Here is an 18432-nt window from a genome sequence, read left to right on the forward strand (position 1 = left end):
AACGTGATCACCCGACGTGGTGGAGAGGCCAGCGCTCCGACCGCGAGCTTCACTAGTCCGTCATCCTGCGCTGCCGAGGCCGCAGACCAAGAACCGGCTGGCCTGCGCCGCGGCCGTCACGACGCCCTGTTGCCCCGTGACGGCGGCCCCCCGCTCCCGGGCGCTGCAAGGGGCGCTGCTCCGGGTCGGGGACGGGTGTGCTGGTGGCGCCAGGTGCTGGGGCTGGTGCCGAAGCAGCCGCGGAACCAGCGGGAGAAGGTGCCCAGGGACGAGAATCCCAGGAGGCCGGCGATGTCGGTGAAGGTGCACATGAACGCCGCCCTCGCCGCCCGCTCCACCCTGGTGCTCCTGCCCCGCTTCGACGCCGCCTCCTCACTCGACCTCATGCGACGTCACGCCGTGACCTTCTTCGCCGGGGTCCCCCCATGTACTGGGCCCTGCTCGGACAGGACACCCCCGCCGACTGCCTCACCCGGATCGCCGAGCACCTGCGCATCGCCGTCACCGGCGGCGCGGCCCTGCCGGTGGAGATCCACCGTCGCTTCACGACCCGGTTCGGCGTGAGCGTCCGCGAGGGATACGGCCTCTCGGAGACCAGCCCCGTCGCCACGTTCGCACCCGCCGGACAGGAGGTCCGCCCCGGCTCCATCGGCCGCCCCGTCCGCGGTGTGGAGGTGATGCTCGTCGCGGAGGACTGGAGCCCAGTCGAAGGCCCTGAGGCCGTCGGAGAGATCGCCGTTCGCGGCCACAACGTCATGAAGGGCTACCACCGGCGCCCGGAGGCCACCGCCGAAGTGATGCGCGACGGCTGGTTCCGCACCGGCGACCTCGCCCGCCGGGACGAGGACGGCTGGTATTACATCGTCGACCGCGCCAAGGACATGATCATCCGCGGGGGGTTCAACATCTACCCGCGCGAGATCGAGGAAGTCCTGCACACTCATCCCGCGGTGAACACCGCCGCCGTCATCGGCATCCCGCACGAATGCCACGGCGCGGAGATCAAGGCCTGCGTCGTCCGCTCGCCGGGAGCGACCCTCACCGAGGACGAACTCATCGCCTGGTGTCGCACCACGATGGCCGGCTACAAGTACCCGCGCCTGGTGGAAATCCTGCCCCCTGCCGACCAACGCCACCGGCACCGGCACCGGCACCGGCACCGGCAAGATCCTGAAGCGCGAACTCCGGGCCGCGCACACCCCCTCCTGACGCACCCGCCGCAGGCACCCCGGGGCCCAGCGCCCCCGGGCGCCGAACGTCCCTGGGCGCCCAACGTCCAGCGCGACCACCCGCAGGCATTTCCCGAGAGGCACGAACCCATGTCCGAGGAACACTTCACCGAGCAGGAACTCGCCGAGTTCAAGGCGGCACAGCGGCTCGCCTACGACGCAGTGGCCGCCGTCGAGGCGCAGTTGTACGAAGGCATCACCGAAAAGCAGGCCGCACAGGCCGTCGAGGACTGGCTGCGCGACCACGGTGTCCGCCGGTTCTTCCACTACGGATTCGCCTGGTTCGGCGAGCGGACGCGCTGCCGGGACTTCGCCCGGCCCAGCGGCGGAGCACTGGGCACCTTCCTCAACCCCCGGCTGTCCCACTTCGGCAACCAGTTCCTTCCCACCGACCGCCCGCTGCGACACGACGAAGCCGTCATCCTGGACGTGGGCCCGGTCGTCGGCGACGTCGCATGCGACATGGGCTACTCGTGCACCCTCGGCGACCAGGACAACGAGGAGTTCCATGAGGCACGCATGGCCCTCGAACCGTACCGCGACCTCATCCCCCAGCTCGTTCGGCAGGGCGCGCCACAGTCCGAGATCTACCACAGGGTCGATGAACTGATCACCGAGCAGGGCACGAGAACATCCACAGCTACTACCCCGGCTCCGTCATCGCCCACAGAATCGGGCGCGTCCCGGGCACTCGGCTGCCCCCCCCTTCCGGATCAAAGGCTTCAGCCCACAGGCGCTCACGTACCTCAGCGGCCACCTGCTCTCCTCCACCCTGCGGCCCCGCCTGCACCGGACACCGCTGTGGAACAAGGAGGCCGACCAGCCCTGCGAGCCCGGGCTGTGGGCGGTCGAACCACACATCGGAGCGGGCGACTTCGGTGTCAAGTGGGAAGAGATTCTCGTCGTCACCGAGGACGACGCCTACTGGCTCGACGACGACCTCCCCCACACCCGCTACTGGAACGCGCACGGCACGCGCTGACCCCCATGACGACGCCCCCCGCCGGACACACCGTGAGGGTGCAGGGGTCACCGGATCACCCCGTGCTCGAGGAGGTCGCGGGCCAGGAACGCAGCACGCCGAAGCCGGCGAGGCCGCCGCCGATGACGACGCGCTGGGGGTCGTACAGGGTGACTGCCGTGGCCAGGGCGTCCGCGAGGGCCTCGGCGGCTTCGGTACAGATGGAGGCGGCCGTCGGGTCACCCGCGTCGGCACGATGCAGGATCTCCCGGGTGGTGACGCCCCGCCAGCCGGTGGCGCGGGCGTAGCGGCGGGCGATGGCGGGCTCGGACGCCACGGTCTTCAGGCATCCCTGTCCGCCGCAGTGGAAGCGGTCACCCCCGGGCCGTACGACGATGTGGCCCAGTTCGCCGGCCCCGCCGTGGCCCCCCGGTGAGCGCACGGCCGCCGGCCGGTGAACGCGGCGGCGGTGATCCCCGTCCCGACGGGTACGTGAAGGAAGTCGGCGCAGCTCCGGTCGGCGCCCGCACGTGCTTCGGCGAGGCCGCCCGCGCGGACGTCGTGTCCGAAGGCGGCGGGCAGGTCGAGGTGTTCGGCCAGCCAGTCCTGGACGGGTACACCCTGCCAGCGGAGGTTCGCCGCGAGGATCGCCAGGCCCCCCACGCTCGTCGACGATCCCCGGGACGACGTTTCCGGCCACCCTCGCCGTGGGATTGCGCCGGACGAGTGCCGCAGCGCAGCCGAGCACGGTCTCCAGGACCGCTTCCGGCCCCCGTTCGGCTCGCGTGGGCCCGCGGTGAAGTACCTTCCACTTCCGGGCGGCTGCGCGGCAGACTGCGCCGCCCGGATCCGGCCCGGCGGGCAGGACAGCGCAGGGCAGGGCAGGGCAGGGCTGATGATGGCCCATGGATGCGCCGAGGTCGAGGTGGCTGGCGCTGCTGCCCGGGAGGATCGCGGTGATCGTCTCGGCCGTGCGGGCGGAGCCGAACCAAGCTCCGTACTGACCCCGCCCCGCGCCACCCACCTGTTTCCCGCGCTGCTCGGCAGGATTCTTCCGGCGCCGGCGGCACCAACTGTCGGGGTCCCGGTCGGCCTCCTGCCGGTTCGAGCCCGCCGTCACCGCCACCAGGCTCGTGGCGGCGTCCTGGTCGTTGGCGTGCGCCTCACGGCGCTTGACATCACAGGGCGGCCAGCAGAGCCAGTGCTTCCTTCGCGTTGTGCTCGGCGATTTCCTGCATCAGCGCGCGGTGCGGGAAATCGCCATCGAGCAGGCGAAGGGGGCCAGCCACCAGTGAGAGACGCATCGCGAGCATGTAGAGGTCGCACCGTGCCGGATCGAGCCCGGGGCGGGACAAGGCCGGGTACTGGTCACCGAAACGAAGCTGCAGGAACACGTGCTCCCACTCGACATCGAAGAACATCAGGCCCTCGATGTCGATGAGAACGGGGCGACCGGAGGCATCGACCAGGACATGGTCGGGCCCGAGCTCGCCGTGGATCAGCCCGTGCTGCGTGCGCCGAGCCACGCGTGTGGCCAGCTCCCGCAAGCGATCATGCAGAGAAGCTGCGGCTGATCCGATGCCGGGGTCGCGTTCGGCCGCCTCGGCGAGATCCTCGATGGCACGCTCGAGCACCAGCTGCTCGCATGAATCGCCACTCGCTTTGTCCCCCCGTTCGAGCACGTCCACCCTGCCGTAGAGCTGACTGCGCTGCTGGTGCATCACGTCGAGCATCGCGGCCAGCTCGCTCACGGCATGGGATGCGCGGGCGGGATCCGTCGTCAGGAGCGCTTCCAGAGTGCCGCCCGCAACGTCCTCGACAACTGCCACGTCCGCCGGGTAACGGCGTCGGCTACCGTCAGCGAGAAGCACCCCTGGAACCCGGACTCCAAGGCCGTCCAGTCTCCGCTGGGCCGCTAGGAAGGGGGCCAGCCCGGAGGCGGGAGCGAACGGATGTGCCGGGGCGATGGCTTCCGCAGCCGGCCAGAAGTTCTCAGCCTCGGCCCAGCTGTAGACGATCACACTCGCTGCACGTGATCCGCTCGTGTGAACCCGATAGACCCCCTTCTTGCTCCCGCCGCGCAACCGGTCCACTCCGACAACACGGACCTCCTCCCCCAGTGCCTCCTGCACGATCCCTGACAAGGCTTCACCATCCGTGAACTGGCGCATCCGCCGACCCTATCCCCGGCCGGATGCACCGTTGAGCCGCGTCGGCTTGCGACGAATCAGCAGGCCTTGGCAGGTTCTTCGGCTCGTGCTCGGATGCTGGGAAGACGGTAGGAGTTAGGAGTCGGTGCCGGTTTCGATGAGGATGCCGTTGAAGGTAAGGCGGTCGACGGCGCCTACGCAGAGACGAAAGTCGGTGGACGGGGTCGAGACTGGTAGGCCCGCATGTTCAGGAGTCGCGTATTCGCCGTAGCCGTCGGTCGATCGTCACCCTGTGTCGGTGCTCTGCGGCATGATGACCGGCGTGAACACCGAGATGCTGATAGATGTCTGGCAGCAGCTTCTTGCCGACCCTCGCAAGTCGTGGGTGCTGTTCGAGCACGGCACTTGTGTCGTGCTGACCGCTCCGGAGGGGAAGCTGGATGAACAGGCCACCACTCTCCTGAAGGAGTTCGGCCCGGTACATGCCGGATCTTCGGCAGGAGATTTCGGGGTGATCGACCTCAAGGACGCCGAGGGATGGGTCGTCACCGGGCAGCACAACGACGTCCTTACCTTTGTCGGCCCTGATGAGCCTCAAGATCAGTCGGAGATCGCTGTCGGGCTGTTCGGACGCTCCAAGCGCCATCGGGATGGCACAGAACTTCACGTCGTCCACATTGAGGACAAGCGTGGCTCAGCCGACTCAGGGTGAGACTGGCGGCCACGCGGATTTGCAGCGGGACGGCATCGTTGCCGAGGACGCGGCGCAGCGCTGCCAATCGCTGCTGCTGGCCGATGGGTTGTGGGTTGGTCATCGTGCGGTAGGAGCTGACCAAAGTCGTTCCCGCGACTGCCACTACCGGGGACAAGCGGCCATCCAGCCGTGAAGATCACGATCTACGGCTGGAGTATTAGAGGGCATCTGATCAGCGTTCATGCTGCGCGGATGGAAACCTCTCTCCTTCGCTCGTCGCGCCACTTCTACGTCGATGCCGAGGTGGGCGCCGTGCCGGATAACGCTGGTCTGGTAGCCGCCGTCGGCCCACACCTTGGTCACAGTCGGATGGCCGCGGCCAACTCGGTCAGGGCCTGTGCTTGCCGCCGGCGTTGTCGTGGACGGAGGCCGCCGTGTAGCCGTGCGTCATGATGGCGTCCCAGAACGCCCAGGCGTTCGTGCAGCCCTCGGCCCATCGTTCGTGCAGGTAGGGCCGAAAGCGTCGAACCTGGTCCGCAGTTCCGCCCCTGCCCCTGCCCCTGCCCCTGCCCCTGCCCCTGCCCCTGGAACAGGTCTTCCGCCCTCGCGGCGTCGGCCAACCGTTGGACGGTGCGATAGGTCATGCCGTGCTGTCGCTGGATCAGCGTCGGCTGCGGCCGGCGGCCAGCAGCGCGTGGAGGCGGCGTGCTGGGAGCGGGTGCGGTCGGCGAACCGGTGCCCGGTGGGCATCGGGGCCAGGGGCGGTAGGACTGCCAGGAGGTGGGGCCGCACGGATCGTCAAGGAAGGCCGCGCGCACGGTCAAGGGTGGAGGGCTGGGGGTGCATAGATTCCCTTACGAAGTCCGCGTGGGGCCGGTCGGGTGGTGAGTGACTGGTCGGGGACTTCGTTTATCCGTCCTCTCCCACTCGCAAAGGATGTCCGTATGTCTCTGCCTGCCCGAGTCGCACGAGGTGTGGCTGCCACCGTGCTGGCAGCCGGCGGCGTGTTCGGCTTCGCCGGAGTTGCCTCGGCCGGGACCAACGGCCAGCAGATCGAGTTCTACGACCAGCGCGGCGACGTCTACTCCGTCTACCTGTACGGGACCAATCAGAACGGGCAGACCGTCGCGGGCTGCTTCAACACCCCCAACACCGCCAACTACCTGTCCGGCTGGTGGTGGAAGGGCGATGTGCGTATCACGTGGTACCCGCAGAGCGGGTGCGGCGGCACCGCCATCGAGCCCAGCCCGGAGACCTTCACCATCCCTGTGTCCCAGGCATCCGACTGGTACACGATCTACGACCTGTGACCGGGCCTTCAGGGCTTCGCGTCGCCGACTGAGGAACACGTATGAACCTCCGCAAGAAGACGGGGGCTGCCGTCGGCATGCTCGCCACGGTCGCCTCGCTCGTGTTGCTCGGCTCCGGGTCCGCGCTCGCCGGGAGCAGCGGCCAGCAGCTCGCTTTTCACGACCGGGTCGGCAACACCTACTCCGTGTGGGTGGACGGCCACAACCAGAGCAGTCAGGCCGTGGCCCGATGCTTCGACAGCCCGAGCCGGGACAACTACTGGAGCGGCTGGTGGTGGACGAGCAACGTCGAGGTCACCGGTTACAGCGGCGGCTGCGGCGGCGATGGCAGGCCCACCGGCAACGTCACCTTCTCCAGCTCCGTCTGGGTTCCCCTCAGCCAGTCCAGCGACTGGACCACCTTCAGCAACTGACCGGGAGATTTCTTTCCATGAGCATCACCTCACGCCTTGCCAAGGCCGGCGCGATCACCCTGTTCGGCGCCGCCGCCCTCGGCCTCGGCTCCGGCTCGGCCTTCGCCGGCGGCAACGGCCAGCAGATCAACTTCCACGACCGGCTCGGCACCGTGTATTCCGTGTCGATCGCCGGGTCCAACCAGAACGGCCAGTACGTCGAGGGCTGCTTCTCCACCCCTAACATCGACAACTACCTGTCCGGCTGGTGGTGGAAGGGCTACGTCGCGGTGGGCGGGTACACCGACGGGAACTGTGGCAAGAGCGGCGGGCGTCTCATCCTGACCAACCCGGCCGCCGGCCCGGTCCCCGAGTACCAGGCCAACTCCGACTGGTACACCATCAGCGACTGACCGGAGTCGAATCACTCCAGCGATGAAATCCCGCACACCTCCGCAGTCTCCGGGGCGCCTTTCCGATCATCGGATCGTCGGCCTCGTAGCGGGGGACGGATGGGGGATTCCTGACGCAACGTGGGCGGTGATCGCGCCGTTGCTACCGCCCGTGGGTCGGGCTCGTGGCAAGTGGCGGGTCACCGCCAGGTGCTTGAGGGCATCGTGTTCAAGTTCCGCACCGGGCTGCTCTGGAGAGAACTGCCCGAGCGGTTCGGACCGTGGCAGACCGCAGCGGAGGTTCGCGCGCTGGGCCGCCGACGGTACTTTGCAAACTCTCTCCTGGCAGCGGCCCAGACACGGGCGGAGGTGGACTGGCTGGTCGCGATCGACTCCGCCATCGTGCGAGCCCACCAGCACGCGGCCGCCAAAGGGGGCTCGAAGAACGCGGCCCGGGACGCTCCCGCGGAAGCTGACCGGCAAAATCCACCTCGCCCGCGACGGACGAGCCAGGCCCCTGGCCTTCCTGGTCACCGCTGGCAACCGCAACGACTGCACCCAGGCCAACGGCGTCATCACCTACATCCCCGTGGCCGGCCCAGGGCCCGGGCAGACCCCGCACCCGGCGACCACGTGGCCGCCGACACGGGCTACTCAGAGGGTGAGTGACTACTCGACAGCCCATCACGCGGTCGAGCACGAGGGTGCAGAAGCCCTGGCCCGCTTGCTCGCCAACCTTTCTGATCCCGATGAGGTCTTCAGCAATATGACGCTGCTGACGCACGCGATCAATACCGAGGGGATGGCGCCTCGCAGAGTGGGTGGCCATCCGTTGACCGTCCACACCACTGGCTCTGTCTTCCCATGAAGTAGCCGGCGTAGCGGTCCACCCTCGATGCCATCGAAACGGTGGCTCCGCAGTGCCGGGTGTGCCCGCCCGGCCGCAGGTAGGTGAGCCGCCCTTCGGCCAGCCCCGTCTCCGCCCCGCGATCGCCGCAGCAGACCCGTCACGAGCCCTGCTCACCACCGCATATCAAGGGCACCACCCGGAAGAGCGGCTTCCACCCTCTGCGTACGATGCGGCAGTCAGCTTTCGCACGTATGGATAGGGCCCAGCGTCACCATGTCCGGCTCCCAGAGGTACGAGTCCTCGCCTTCTCCTTCTTCCGCACCCGGCCCCTGGTGGCAGACGAGTGCTGCACGCGTAGGAGCCATCGCCGCAGTCCCCCTGCTGGGACTGGTGAACGACCGGCTCGGCGGGGTGGCGCTCCTCGTCGCTCTGATCCTCTTGTGGTGGCGCAACCCCTGGCCCCGACCGGGCAGGGTCGTCGCCTCGGTCGCGGCGATGGCCCTCTTCGGAGCAGTGCTGCCTGAGCAGCCCGCCGACACCCCGGCCCGGGCGGCGAACGCCGAGGCCGCGAAGCCGCTCACGCGCCCGAGCCGCTTTCCCACCGCCTCGCGGGCGACGCCCGAGGCGACGATGCCCACGGTGCCCGACTTCACGGGCGACTCGCTGGACGTGGCCTTCCCGAAGTCGCGGAGGAGGGGCTTCACGGTCACCTATCACGACGCCTCGGATCAGAAGCGGGAGGTGACGGCGCGTTCGCTGTGGAAGGTCTGCTTCCAGATGACCGGCGGATCGTCCGAGGAGCCGATCGTGGACTTCGGTGTTGTACGCAGCGAGGAACCGTGCCCGGAGGCCGAGGGCAAATCGGTGCCGTGGAAGAAGATGCCCGACGTCCTGGGGCTGACATGGCGCGCCGCCATCCCGAAGGTGACGTCCGCGGGCGTACCCGAGAACGACGTGCACGCCGAGGCCGCGTACCTCAACGACTCGCTCCCCCGTGAGGGCGAGTACGACGACTGGCGCGTGTGCCGGCAGGACCCGGCGAGCGGCGGTCCCCTCACCGACGACGTGTACCTCGTGAGCCTCGCGCTCTCCTCGCCCGACCACGGCTGCCCCGCCCCGGACCGCGGCAGGGACGCCTACCTGCCGGACCACGACGACGACGGCGACCCCGACTACCTCGACCCGTACCCCCGCGACCGGAACCGCACGAGGCTCTACCCGAACGGAATCCCCGGCGGCACGAGCGGCTCCGGGGGCTCGGGCGGCTCCGGCGACGGCTGGCGCGTCTGCCGCCACACACGCTGGTGCTGACCGTGCCATGACGCGGCAGGGAACAGCCCGGCCTGCGCTGATTCCCGCCTTTTCGGCCTGTCATATCCCGCCTCAGCCCGCTGGTGAGGACACACGGAAAACACGAAAGCGCCTGAGTTCGCGATTTCTGAGGCGCTGGCACCACGAACTTGGCCCTGCCGACCGGGATCCTCGGCTGTGTACGGCTCGGTTCCGACTGATTTGGTGTCGAAGCGCATGACGTTTCCGGTACCCGGTGAGCCGATCGGTGATCAGCCGACTTCAGGTACCGCGCCAGGCGGAGCAGGCTTCTCCACGGTGACACGCCGGATGTGGCCTACCCACGAGTCCGGCGTCAGGGAGGACCACTCAACGTCGATCTCAACGCCGTGGACTATGCGGGTGAGGTCCGCAAGCTGTGTGAAGACCGCCGTCTGTACCTCCTCAGGGGCCGCGTCGGCGGGCATCGGGACCTTGCCGCATCCGCCACCCGAGTCGTCGGCGATGAACCTGTAGGGCCACACGTCTTGCCCAGTCAGCAGGATGATCTCCTTCGGTATGCCGAAGGGGGGCCGCTTCTTCTTCGTCTTGGGTCGTCTCGCCACGGTGTCATCCAACCTGACGGACCGCGGGCTCAGGCACCCGCCATACACACCTCAGCCACCACAACCAGGCCTGACCAGAGCCGCATGACGCCACCCACCCAGGTGAAGGTAGGTTGATCGTCAGTCGGCTGGGGCCATGGGGAGGAACTGCAACGTCGTCGCGTTCCGTGGGGACGCTCACGATTTCCGAGCCGGGCGGGTACCCACCGCACAGGACCGTGGCTGTCCAGACAACGCTTCTGGCATCACCTCGCCGACCTCTCTGTGGGGGCGATTCCGGCGGGCCCTCGGCATGACCCAGTAGGCGCCCCCGCCGCTTGACGAAGGTCACTGGGAATCAGTCACACGTACTGCAGGCGTGTCCTCCTGGTCTCGGTCGGACAAGGGGTCGGGGTGGAATGTCCGGGTGTAGCGCAGTCCGATGTCGGGGGTGATGTTGAATACCGCGCACAGGTGTTGCGGGTCGGCGCCGGTGACGGCGGCCTCTTCGAGGATCCGGTCCTCGCGGAGTCGTTGGGCGGTGACCGGAAGGTCTTTGAGCAGGGGCTGCATCCAGCCGATGGTGACCGGCGTGCGAGAGTGCGCGGTCTGCGAGCTGAGGAACAGGTGGGGGTTGCGGGTGTGCGGCCAGTGTGAGTGGCGGAGTTGGATGCAGTCGGCGGCGGCCTGACGGGTGAAGGCGTCGAGGGGGTGGTCGATGTTGCCGTGCACGAGCCGACCGCCGGTGAAGTCGACGGCAGCCAAGGGCAACTCACGGGCCTGGCGGGGGTAGAGCGCGTGAATGCCGATGAGGGCGACCAGCAGCTTCAGGGCGGGGTCGCCCTCGGCGGCCGCGGCCAATGTCTGGATCGCCTCGGGGCTCAGCGGCGTGGGCACCGAGGCGGGCCTGGCCCCCAGACTCAGGCCACGTGCGGGATTGGCTAACAGCAGCCGTTGGCTCCTGAGCGTCTTGAACATGTTGCGCAGCGCGACGGCTTCATTGTGCGGTGCCGCGCAGTGGGACAGCCACTCCGTGAGGTCGGCGCGGGTGACCTGGCGAAGGGTGCGGTAGCGCTTCGAGCAGTCGAGGAGGAACGGGATCGAGGCGTCGACCTGGTTGCGGACGGTGGCGGTCGAGCGGGAACGGCGGCGGGGTCCGCCGTGTCGCACGATGCGCACCCACACGAGGGCTTCTGCACGGATCTCCGGGTGCACGTCGCTGAGCCGGCGGTGGATCCACGCGTCTAGGGGGTCGATGCGGTCGCCGTCGAGGAGGTCGAGGTGAGCGAGGACCTCGGTAACCCGGGTAACGGTGCGTGCGGCTCGCTGACGCGGCAGAGTGGCGACGGTGCTGGCCTTGATGCGTTCGTGCGGACCGTGGACGGCGGTCAGCAGGTACAGGCTTCGCAGCACCCGCTCGCGCAAGGCCGGTGACCAGCCTTGGGCCTCGGCGCTTGCCTCGGCCCGCGCGGAGACGTAGGCGCTGAAGGCGGGATCGATGGGCTCGACACCGGGAACGGTGACGCGCGAGATGTCCCGCTCGGCGACGATCAGCGGCTCCTGTGACGCCACCGGGGCATCGCCCAGAATGAGCCGCCATCGAGCTGGTGCGCTTCGGATGAGCCGCGCTCCCGCGTCCGGGCTGCAAGGTGGACCCGCCGAACCAGATCGGCAATGAACAGCTGCTGCCAGGTGGTGGCCGCGGTGGTGAGGTCCGGGCGGGGTGCCCCAGGCGAGGCAGTCGCTACAGCCGTCCGCGTACGGCACGCGGGGATGACAGCGACGGCAGTAGCCGCCGACCGACGTAGTAGGCGTCGCTGCCGCATGCTTTGCAGGTCGGCGGCGGAAGTTCGGGATGCAGACAGCTGAAGCAGCGGAGCCGGCTGTACTCCGCGACCTTGTCGCCGCACTGCTTGCACGGCCGGGGCCGCAGGCAAAGGCACCGGGCGGTCGCCACCCGACTCGACAAACTCGCCGTCCGTTTCGAAGCTAGTGTCCTTGTCGCCGCAATCGGAGAATGGCTGTGCCAGACGGAGTTGCCGATGCTTCCTGCTCGCGTCGGCCATACCCTCGCCAGCGCTCACAGCCGGCCGACCCAGCCGAAGGTCAAGAGGTAAGCGCGCTTGGCCGCGGCCCACCTGCGGCGACCGCCACCGACAGCCGCGACAAGGGCGACGGTGAACCAGAACGCAACCTCTCCGCCAACGGTCAAAGCCCACACGGTGCCCCCAATGGCTGCAACCAAGACCATGATGAAGGCCGTTATGACGAGCCCGGCGTGGGCACCGCCGTCACATGGAACGGCTCCCACATGACACGGCGGTCCTCTGCGAGAACCTTCTCGTAGGCACCGTGGTGGGGATTGTTGGTCCAGAGCTCGACGTCTCCGCCAATCGTGTACGAGCTCGTTAAGGGCTGTGCCGTAAACGGCCCGGAGTCGCCTCGGGCATGGCCGCCTACTGCAGTGAAGCCCGTTGACTATCCGGAGACAGCAGCAGGGGGTCTTGGAGGTCTTCATGCAAGCAAACACGTGATTGGCCGGGGCTCGGACCTGTTTGTGGGACGGGTTGCAGCCCTGCCTCAGCCACGAAGGCCGGGCTGCAGGGGCGCCCGTGCCTGCGGTTCACCGAAGGGCGGGGCGGTGGCCGCGGGCGCAGGGGCGGCAGGGGCGGCAGGGCAACGAAGGGTGCCCTTCACACTGCCTTCCCGCGCCTTCCGCTCGTCGTCCGGGTCAGGCGATGTTGCGACTATCCGCTAGACCTACGCCGGGAGCTCACCGATGTCACACCAGCACGAAGTACGTCATGCCCCCGCGAAGAGTCCGCCCGGCCCCAGGGGGCCCGAGCCCAGGGGTCCCGCGGGGCTTTTGGCCCTCCAGCGTGCCGCCGGGAACGGGGCCCTGGTGCGCGCGCTCCAGGTCGCCGGCCATCCTTACGCCCAGCCCCAGGCGGCGGAGCAGCACCAGCACGGTGCGGGCTGCGGCCACCAGGGGGCCGTGGAAGGACCCGCCGTGCAGCGGTCGGCCGTGCACGAGGTGCTGCTCGGGGCCGGGCGGCCGTTGGAAACACCGCTGCGCGCCGAGATGGAGGCCCGGCTCGGCGCCGACTTCTCCGACGTACGCGTCCACGACGGAAGCGCCGCTCGCGCCTCTGCGAGCGAGATCGGCGCCCGCGCCTACACCTCGGGCAGCAACGTCGTCCTCGGCGAGGGCGGCGGCGACAAGCACACCCTGGCCCACGAACTCACCCACGTCATCCAGCAACGCCGGGGCCCCGTCTCCGCCAGTGACAACGGTTCGGGCGTGTCCATCAGCGACCCCACGGACCGTTTCGAACGGGAGGCGGAAGCGAACGCGAGCAAGGCGATGGCCCGCGCCCTCGAGCCGCGGGCCGTCGCGGTCGCCGAGTCCACCTCCACCGGCCAGGCACGATCCACCCCCGCCCGACCGGCGGTCCAACGCATGATGGGGCCACCGCGGCTGACCCCGCAGCAGATGGCCCAGCTGCAACAGGAGCGGCGCGATCAGATGCAGCAGCAGCTGCAGTACCTCAACCAACAGACCATCGCTGCTGGAAACCCGAACTTCAACTACGGGCAGGGTTATGCCAGGCCGAACATCCCGGACGCCGCCACACGGCAGATCTTCCCGTACCAGACCGGAGCGCTCGCCTCACCGGGAGCACAGCTCCGGGCGGAGGAGATCCAGGCGCAGGGCGGAACGTTCAACCCCTACGACCAGTGGGGCCACAACAACTTCACCGGTCCCAACGGTGGCGTGGGAGCGACCCCTGCCGGCGTCTCCATGTCCCGGAACCATCGGCTGTCCGATCACTACATCGCGAAGATCCTCGAAAGTGCCGCCCAGAACTACGACCACGCGGACCAGGCCCACCAACAGGCCACGCTGAACTTCTTCCGGGCCTGCGTTCCGGGCAACGATGTACAGACCGCCATCAACCAGTTCGTGACCCTGAGGAACCAGCCGGCCAATCAGACACAGGCCGTGTTCCGCCAGTTGGTCTCCACGGTCTCGAACAGTCCGAAAAACCTCCGCTTCGGTGTCTCCTCGACGAACAGCGGCATCGGAAAGGCCATGGACGCGGGCTACTACAGGAATGACGGCGGCCTGACGCCCTTCTCCGACGAGATCCACGGGGAGGTCTACGGCCTGGCCGACGCGCGCCTTATCTCACTCACGCTCGCCCAAGAAGCCCTGGACGTGCGTCTTGGCAAAGAGACGTCGTCCGGCCTTCTCTGAGGACGGGAGTCGCACCGGTTCCAGTTCAGGGCCCCGGGTCGGCGACCGGACAGGACACGAGGGTCCGGTGCCCCTCGTCGATCCGCAGCGGGCGGCCGTGCGGCCGGGCCGCCCACCGGCGCCACCTCGTTCGGAACGCAGAGGCACGGGCATGAGCGGCCGCATACCGGTTCGACCGTCTCCACGCCACTCACTCCCCGTCTAACGACCTCGTGCACGGTAGGCATCGCTGCAGGTCAGCGCTTGATCTCCGCCCAGCCCGAGTCGTTGATCTGCACTGATGCGGCGACGACCCCTATCGTGCACGAGGTCATTACGTGGCTGACGCGGCGGCGATCAGGGCGATCCGCTAGCACTGTTACGGGTCCTGCTCGACGCCCTCGCCCCCTGGCGGGCGCTCCGCGTGCGGCGTGACCATGCCTGCGGACCGAGGTCGCCCCGCCGGTCGCAATGACGGTGGCTGCCGTCGCGGTTGCGGATCGTTTCAGGATGAAGCGCTTGGCGATGACGCCGTTCGGGGGCGGGCGGCAGCAGCGGGGCCACCCGCTTCCACTCGAAGGCGACGGCCTGGTGAACGCAGGGTCGCCGCAGAAGTCCCCGCGCCTGGGGTACACCCTCACCAACAAGGCCCGGTCCCTACAACCGGCCTTCGAATAACTCCTCGCCATGGCCATGTCTCGAAGAACCTCGCAAGACTGCGCCCCAGCGGCTACGGGCCCGGCACCCGACCACCCCGGGAACCCACCCACACCCCGGTCCACCGGCCGGAGTGATCAGACATAGGCGCTGATCAAGCCGTGATTCGCAGCACAGCGCATGCACAGGCGGCCCTTGTGATTTCCTGTTAGCCCTGCACCCAGGCCGAAGGAGCAGCCAGTGCCCAGCGCCCCTATTCCCTTCGAGGTCTATAAGGCCGGAACGTACCTGCACGGTACGAAGGCGGACCTCGTTCCGGGAGATCTGCTCGTACCCGGATACGCATCCAACTATGAGGAAGGCCGCGTGTCCCGCAACGTCTACTTCTCCGAGACCCTGGATGCCGCCGTCTGGGGTGCCGAGCTTGCAGGGGGCGACGGGCCGGGACGGATCTACGTCGTGGAGCCGACCGGCGTCGTGGAGGACGATCCCAACGTCACCGACAAGAAGCTCCCCGGAAACCCGACGCGCTCCTATCGCACCAGCGATCCTGTACGCATCGTGTCGGAACTCAAAGACTGGGTCGGTCATTCCACCGAGCAGATCAAGGCCATGCAAGACGGACTGGCCGATCTCCGCCACCGCGGCGCCGCCATCATCCTCGACTGACTTGCCCCTGTCGGAGATCTCGCTGTTTCGCGGCACGGCAACATGATCGACGGCATGCTCGGGTAGTTCCGCTGACCGATGCAGCTGTGGAAGAGCCCATTGCCCCTCCGCCCATGTTCTGGTGAGCAGGTCCCGCCGGATCTCTTCACGAGTCTGGGTTCTGGCTGCGCCCTCACCGATGAGCTGATGTGTCCTCAGGCAGTGGCGTGCCGGGTGCGGGCTGCCTTGCGCGGGGCGGCGTGATGCGCGGGCCGGCCTGTCGTGGGAGCTGGGAGTCGTCGCAGGGCCACGTCGGCGGTGACGAGGAGAGCGGTGAAAACAGCCAGGAGGAGAACGGACACCCACATCTGCCGGCTCCCGGGCGCCTGCCCACTGGTCCAGACAAAGGACCCTGCCCACAGCAGGGCACCCACAGCGTAGAAAGAACGGACACGGTGCAGCTGCCGTGCGGCTCGCAGGAACTGGATACGTTCGGTCTTCGGTGCCATGCGCAGCCGTGTACCCCGATACGCGAGGACTATCAGGGCCTCGGGAGATCTTACGGAGAGGCCTGCGAGGAGGCTTTACGGAGAGGCTTGTGGAAAATTCAGGGCGGTCAGGACCGATCGGCCTTGCCCGCAGGTGTCCAGGACGGGCAGGGTCCTCTCCCTGGCATGCATGCCTGGTCGAGGCGCCCGACGACGGTGAGATCTGGGAAGTCGTCGCCGACCCGGGGGCATGTGGGGCTGGTTGACCTGGTCGGCGGTCCCGGGGCTGCTGGGGCAGGTCGAGGGCTGCACCGCGGCGAGTGTGTCGGCGTGTACCGGCACCCAGGCTCGCCAGTGGCGGGCCAGGTCGAGGTGGTCGCGATCGACAGGTACACCGTATTCGAAGCCGCGGTGCGCGCCTCGCTGCCGCACGTCAGCGTGTGGTGGCCGCAGATCGTCGCCGCGACCACGAGCGGCGTAACCAACGCCGCCTCCGAACAACCTAGGCCGGAAGATGTATAAAGGATTCATATAAAGTTGCTATGCTTCAGGCATGAGTCGCCGAGACGCCGTGCACGGCGCTTCCGATGCCATCGGGTCAGCCCTCTACGGCATGGCCACCAGGGCCGTGAGACGCCTTCCCCGCGACATGAGCCTGACGTCCGCCGCCACCTTGGCCACCCTGGACAAGACCGGCCCACGACGGATCACCGATCTGGCGGTGGCCGAGGGTGTCACCCAGCCCGCGATGACCGTCCTGGTCCGGGTGATGGAGGAATCCGGGCTGGTCGAGCGGAAGGGTGATCCCTCCGACAAGCGAGTCACGCTGGTGTGCCTGACCGAGGCCGGCGCGTCGTACGTCCGGGCGCGACGCCAGGCGGGCGTCGACGCGTACGCCCGGTTGATCGACGAACTCACCGGTGACGAGGTCGAGGCCTTGGCAGCAGCCCTTCCGGCGCTGCTGCATCTGGCGGAGCTCGAAAGCCGCGCCCGAGAGAAGTCGGACCGGTGACCGCGGCCCACGCTCATGACCAGCCCATGAGCACTGCCCTGATACGTTCCGAGGCACGTCTACTGGTCCCCGCCCTGATGTTCATCGCCCTGGTCGTGGCGGCGGTCGCCAGCCTCGGGACACCGCTCATCACCAGCGTGGCGACCACGTTCCACGTCTCCCTCGACAGCGCGCAGTGGACGCTGACCATCTCCCTGCTCAGCGGCGCCGTCGCCACACCCGTCCTCGGTCGGCTCGGAGCCGGTCCGCACCGGCGGGCCACGATTCTCGCCACCCTGGCGATCGTCGTCGTCGGCAGCGCGCTCACCGTGCTGCCGCTGCCGTTCGCCTGGCTGCTCGTGGGCAGAGCGGCCCAAGGCGTCGGACTCGGTCTCACCGCGCTGATGATGGGCGTGGCCCGCGACCATCTTCCCGAGGAGCGCAGCGCAGCCACCATCGCCCTGATCTCCGTGGTCTCCATCATCGGAGCCGGCGTCGGCTACCCGCTGGCCGCGCTGCTCGCCGAGTTCGGCGGACTGCGGGCCGCCTACGGCCTCGGCCTGCTCGTCACAGTCATCGCCTTCGTGACCGCGTGGCGCTCCATGCCCGCGGCTCCCGAAGGCCGCTCCGCTCACGTGAACGTGGCCGGTGCGCTCGCCCTGGCGGGTGGACTGCTCCTCGTCCTGTTCCTGGCCGGCGAGAGGAGCCTGTGGAGCCGACACCTCGCCGTGGCGGTGATCCTTGCCGTCGCCGCCGTACTCCTGCTCTGCCTCTGGACCGTTTTCGAACTGCGAACCAAGACGCCCCTAATCGACGTCCGGGCGGTACGGCACCCGGCGGTCGCCGGGGCGAACATCGCCATGTTCATCGGCGGGAGCGGCATGTACCTGCTGCTCACGCTCATCACCCGCTACGCGCAGACGCCGCACAGCGCCGGCTACGGCTTCGGACTGACCACCTTCGTGGCGGGGCTGGTCCTCATCCCGTTCTCCGTGCTGGGGTTCGTCGCCGGCAAGCTCGCGCCGCGGGTCCGCGAACGGATCGACGGCCCCCTGCTCCTGGCCGGCAGCGCCGCCATCGTCGGAGGCGGGTTCGTCCTGTTCGCCACCGCCCGGTCCAACCTCGCCGAACTGCTCGCGGCCATGGGCGTGCTGGGCTTCGGCGTCGGCAGCTTCTCGGCCGCCATGCCCGACGTCATCCTGGCCGTCACCCCCAAGAGCGAGACGTCGAGCGCCATGAGCTTCAACTACGTCGTCCGCAGCGTCGGGTACTCCCTGGGCAGCGCCATCGGCGGTCTGGTCCTGGCCGCCGGCACCACCACGGGCCGCCTCTTCCCGAACGACGACGCGTACACGACCGCGGCGCTGGTCGGCATCGCCGCGATGGCGATCACGACGATGGCCAGCCTCGCCCTCGCCCTCCGACGCTCACCCGAGAACCATCCGATCACAACCCCAGTCGGTGCGCCGGGCCTGGGCCGGTCGAGTCGAACCGGAAGCTGAGGACCGAAGCCGTCCGACTTCGACGCCATCTCCGTCGGCTCGCGGCCCCACAGCGCG

At 68.6% G+C, this 18432-nt stretch carries 17 protein-coding genes and 1 pseudogene; 12 read left to right on the top strand and 6 right to left on the bottom strand.

Features of this window, described 5'->3' with window-relative positions:
* Window positions 1-116: 116 nt before the first annotated feature.
* Window positions 117-386 carry a helix-turn-helix domain-containing protein gene (locus MRBLMG1_RS23720; protein WP_367826120.1) on the bottom strand — a complete coding sequence of 90 codons (270 nt, stop codon included), beginning with the start codon at window positions 384-386 and terminating at the stop codon, window positions 117-119.
* 39 nt (window positions 387-425) lie between these two features.
* Here MRBLMG1_RS23720 and MRBLMG1_RS23725 point away from each other — a divergent pair.
* Window positions 426-1796, top strand: a pseudogene (locus MRBLMG1_RS23725) (AMP-binding protein); the annotation flags it as partial.
* Window positions 1797-2266: 470 nt separating this feature from the next.
* Here the strand turns inward: MRBLMG1_RS23725 and MRBLMG1_RS23730 are convergent.
* The 3 genes from MRBLMG1_RS23730 to MRBLMG1_RS23740 all read right to left on the bottom strand — a co-directional run bounded on the left by MRBLMG1_RS23730 (window position 2267) and on the right by MRBLMG1_RS23740 (window position 4361).
* The gene (locus MRBLMG1_RS23730) at window positions 2267-2632 is read right to left on the bottom strand and encodes an ROK family protein (RefSeq protein WP_367826121.1); all 366 of its coding nucleotides are present in this window, start codon (window positions 2630-2632) and stop codon (window positions 2267-2269) included.
* Window positions 2533-2853 carry an ROK family protein gene (locus tag MRBLMG1_RS23735; protein ID WP_367826122.1) on the bottom strand — a complete coding sequence of 107 codons (321 nt, stop codon included), beginning with the start codon at window positions 2851-2853 and terminating at the stop codon, window positions 2533-2535. Before MRBLMG1_RS23735 ends, MRBLMG1_RS23730 begins: the two co-directional genes overlap by 100 nt.
* 515 nt (window positions 2854-3368) lie before the next feature.
* Window positions 3369-4361, bottom strand: a complete 993-nt coding sequence (locus tag MRBLMG1_RS23740) for a phosphotransferase family protein (protein ID WP_367826123.1) — start codon at window positions 4359-4361, stop codon at window positions 3369-3371.
* Between the two features lie 289 nt (window positions 4362-4650).
* Between MRBLMG1_RS23740 and MRBLMG1_RS23750 the strand changes: the two genes are divergently transcribed.
* The 7 genes from MRBLMG1_RS23750 (at window position 4651) to MRBLMG1_RS23785 (ending at window position 9289) form a co-directional block, all read left to right on the top strand.
* A complete protein-coding gene (locus MRBLMG1_RS23750) occupies window positions 4651-5052 on the top strand; it encodes a hypothetical protein (protein ID WP_367826162.1) in 402 nt (133 codons plus the stop codon).
* Between the two features lie 968 nt (window positions 5053-6020).
* The gene (locus MRBLMG1_RS23755) at window positions 6021-6344 is read left to right on the top strand and encodes a hypothetical protein (protein ID WP_367826124.1); all 324 of its coding nucleotides are present in this window, start codon (window positions 6021-6023) and stop codon (window positions 6342-6344) included.
* Between the two features lie 41 nt (window positions 6345-6385).
* On the top strand, window positions 6386-6757 hold the full coding sequence (locus MRBLMG1_RS23760; protein WP_367826125.1) for a hypothetical protein: 372 nt from the start codon (window positions 6386-6388) through the stop codon (window positions 6755-6757).
* A 17-nt stretch (window positions 6758-6774) separates the two neighbouring features.
* Complete coding sequence (locus MRBLMG1_RS23765; protein WP_367826126.1) at window positions 6775-7149, top strand: hypothetical protein; 375 nt, start codon at window positions 6775-6777, stop codon at window positions 7147-7149.
* A gap of 171 nt (window positions 7150-7320) precedes the next feature.
* Entirely contained in the window at window positions 7321-7797 is a 477-nt protein-coding gene (locus MRBLMG1_RS37365; RefSeq protein ID WP_414721634.1) for a transposase, read from the top strand.
* Entirely contained in the window at window positions 7790-7996 is a 207-nt protein-coding gene (locus MRBLMG1_RS23780; RefSeq protein WP_367826164.1) for a hypothetical protein, read from the top strand. Before MRBLMG1_RS37365 ends, MRBLMG1_RS23780 begins: the two co-directional genes overlap by 8 nt.
* A gap of 372 nt (window positions 7997-8368) precedes the next feature.
* On the top strand, window positions 8369-9289 hold the full coding sequence (locus MRBLMG1_RS23785) for a hypothetical protein (RefSeq protein WP_367826127.1): 921 nt from the start codon (window positions 8369-8371) through the stop codon (window positions 9287-9289).
* Between the two features lie 251 nt (window positions 9290-9540).
* On the opposite strand, the gene MRBLMG1_RS23790 is transcribed toward MRBLMG1_RS23785, so the two are convergent.
* Both MRBLMG1_RS23790 and MRBLMG1_RS23795 read right to left on the bottom strand, forming a co-directional pair.
* On the bottom strand, window positions 9541-9873 hold the full coding sequence (locus tag MRBLMG1_RS23790; RefSeq protein ID WP_367826128.1) for a hypothetical protein: 333 nt from the start codon (window positions 9871-9873) through the stop codon (window positions 9541-9543).
* Window positions 9874-10200: 327 nt separating this feature from the next.
* Entirely contained in the window at window positions 10201-11424 is a 1224-nt protein-coding gene (locus tag MRBLMG1_RS23795) for a hypothetical protein (protein ID WP_367826129.1), read from the bottom strand.
* Between the two features lie 1330 nt (window positions 11425-12754).
* Between MRBLMG1_RS23795 and MRBLMG1_RS37370 the strand changes: the two genes are divergently transcribed.
* From MRBLMG1_RS37370 to MRBLMG1_RS23820, 4 genes are all read left to right on the top strand, one after another.
* A complete protein-coding gene (locus tag MRBLMG1_RS37370) occupies window positions 12755-14110 on the top strand; it encodes a DUF4157 domain-containing protein (protein ID WP_414721635.1) in 1356 nt (451 codons plus the stop codon).
* Window positions 14111-14986: 876 nt separating this feature from the next.
* Window positions 14987-15415 (top strand): NAD(+)--rifampin ADP-ribosyltransferase, encoded by a 429-nt coding sequence (gene arr / locus MRBLMG1_RS23805; protein WP_367826130.1) that lies wholly within the window; start codon window positions 14987-14989, stop codon window positions 15413-15415.
* 1020 nt (window positions 15416-16435) lie between these two features.
* Window positions 16436-16894 carry a MarR family winged helix-turn-helix transcriptional regulator gene (locus tag MRBLMG1_RS23815; protein ID WP_367826132.1) on the top strand — a complete coding sequence of 153 codons (459 nt, stop codon included), beginning with the start codon at window positions 16436-16438 and terminating at the stop codon, window positions 16892-16894.
* A gap of 26 nt (window positions 16895-16920) precedes the next feature.
* Window positions 16921-18375 (top strand): MFS transporter, encoded by a 1455-nt coding sequence (locus MRBLMG1_RS23820; RefSeq protein ID WP_367826133.1) that lies wholly within the window; start codon window positions 16921-16923, stop codon window positions 18373-18375.
* Window positions 18376-18432 lie beyond the last annotated feature (57 nt).

Source organism: Streptomyces sp. LMG1-1-1.1 (assembly GCF_040815545.1).
Taxonomy (GTDB): domain Bacteria; phylum Actinomycetota; class Actinomycetes; order Streptomycetales; family Streptomycetaceae; genus Streptomyces.

Bases quoted from the DNA above. Each gene is read 5' to 3' on its own strand.
- MRBLMG1_RS23760 (WP_367826125.1), top strand. From the start codon at position 6,386: ATGAACCTCCGCAAGAAGACGGGGGCTGCCGTCGGCATGCTCGCCACG.
- MRBLMG1_RS23720 (WP_367826120.1), bottom strand. From the start codon at position 386: ATGAGGTCGAGTGAGGAGGCGGCGTCGAAGCGGGGCAGGAGCACCAGG.
- MRBLMG1_RS23765 (WP_367826126.1), top strand. From the start codon at position 6,775: ATGAGCATCACCTCACGCCTTGCCAAGGCCGGCGCGATCACCCTGTTC.
- MRBLMG1_RS23815 (WP_367826132.1), top strand. From the start codon at position 16,436: ATGAGTCGCCGAGACGCCGTGCACGGCGCTTCCGATGCCATCGGGTCA.
- MRBLMG1_RS23750 (WP_367826162.1), top strand. From the start codon at position 4,651: ATGATGACCGGCGTGAACACCGAGATGCTGATAGATGTCTGGCAGCAG.
- MRBLMG1_RS23820 (WP_367826133.1), top strand. From the start codon at position 16,921: ATGAGCACTGCCCTGATACGTTCCGAGGCACGTCTACTGGTCCCCGCC.
- MRBLMG1_RS23740 (WP_367826123.1), bottom strand. From the start codon at position 4,361: ATGCGCCAGTTCACGGATGGTGAAGCCTTGTCAGGGATCGTGCAGGAG.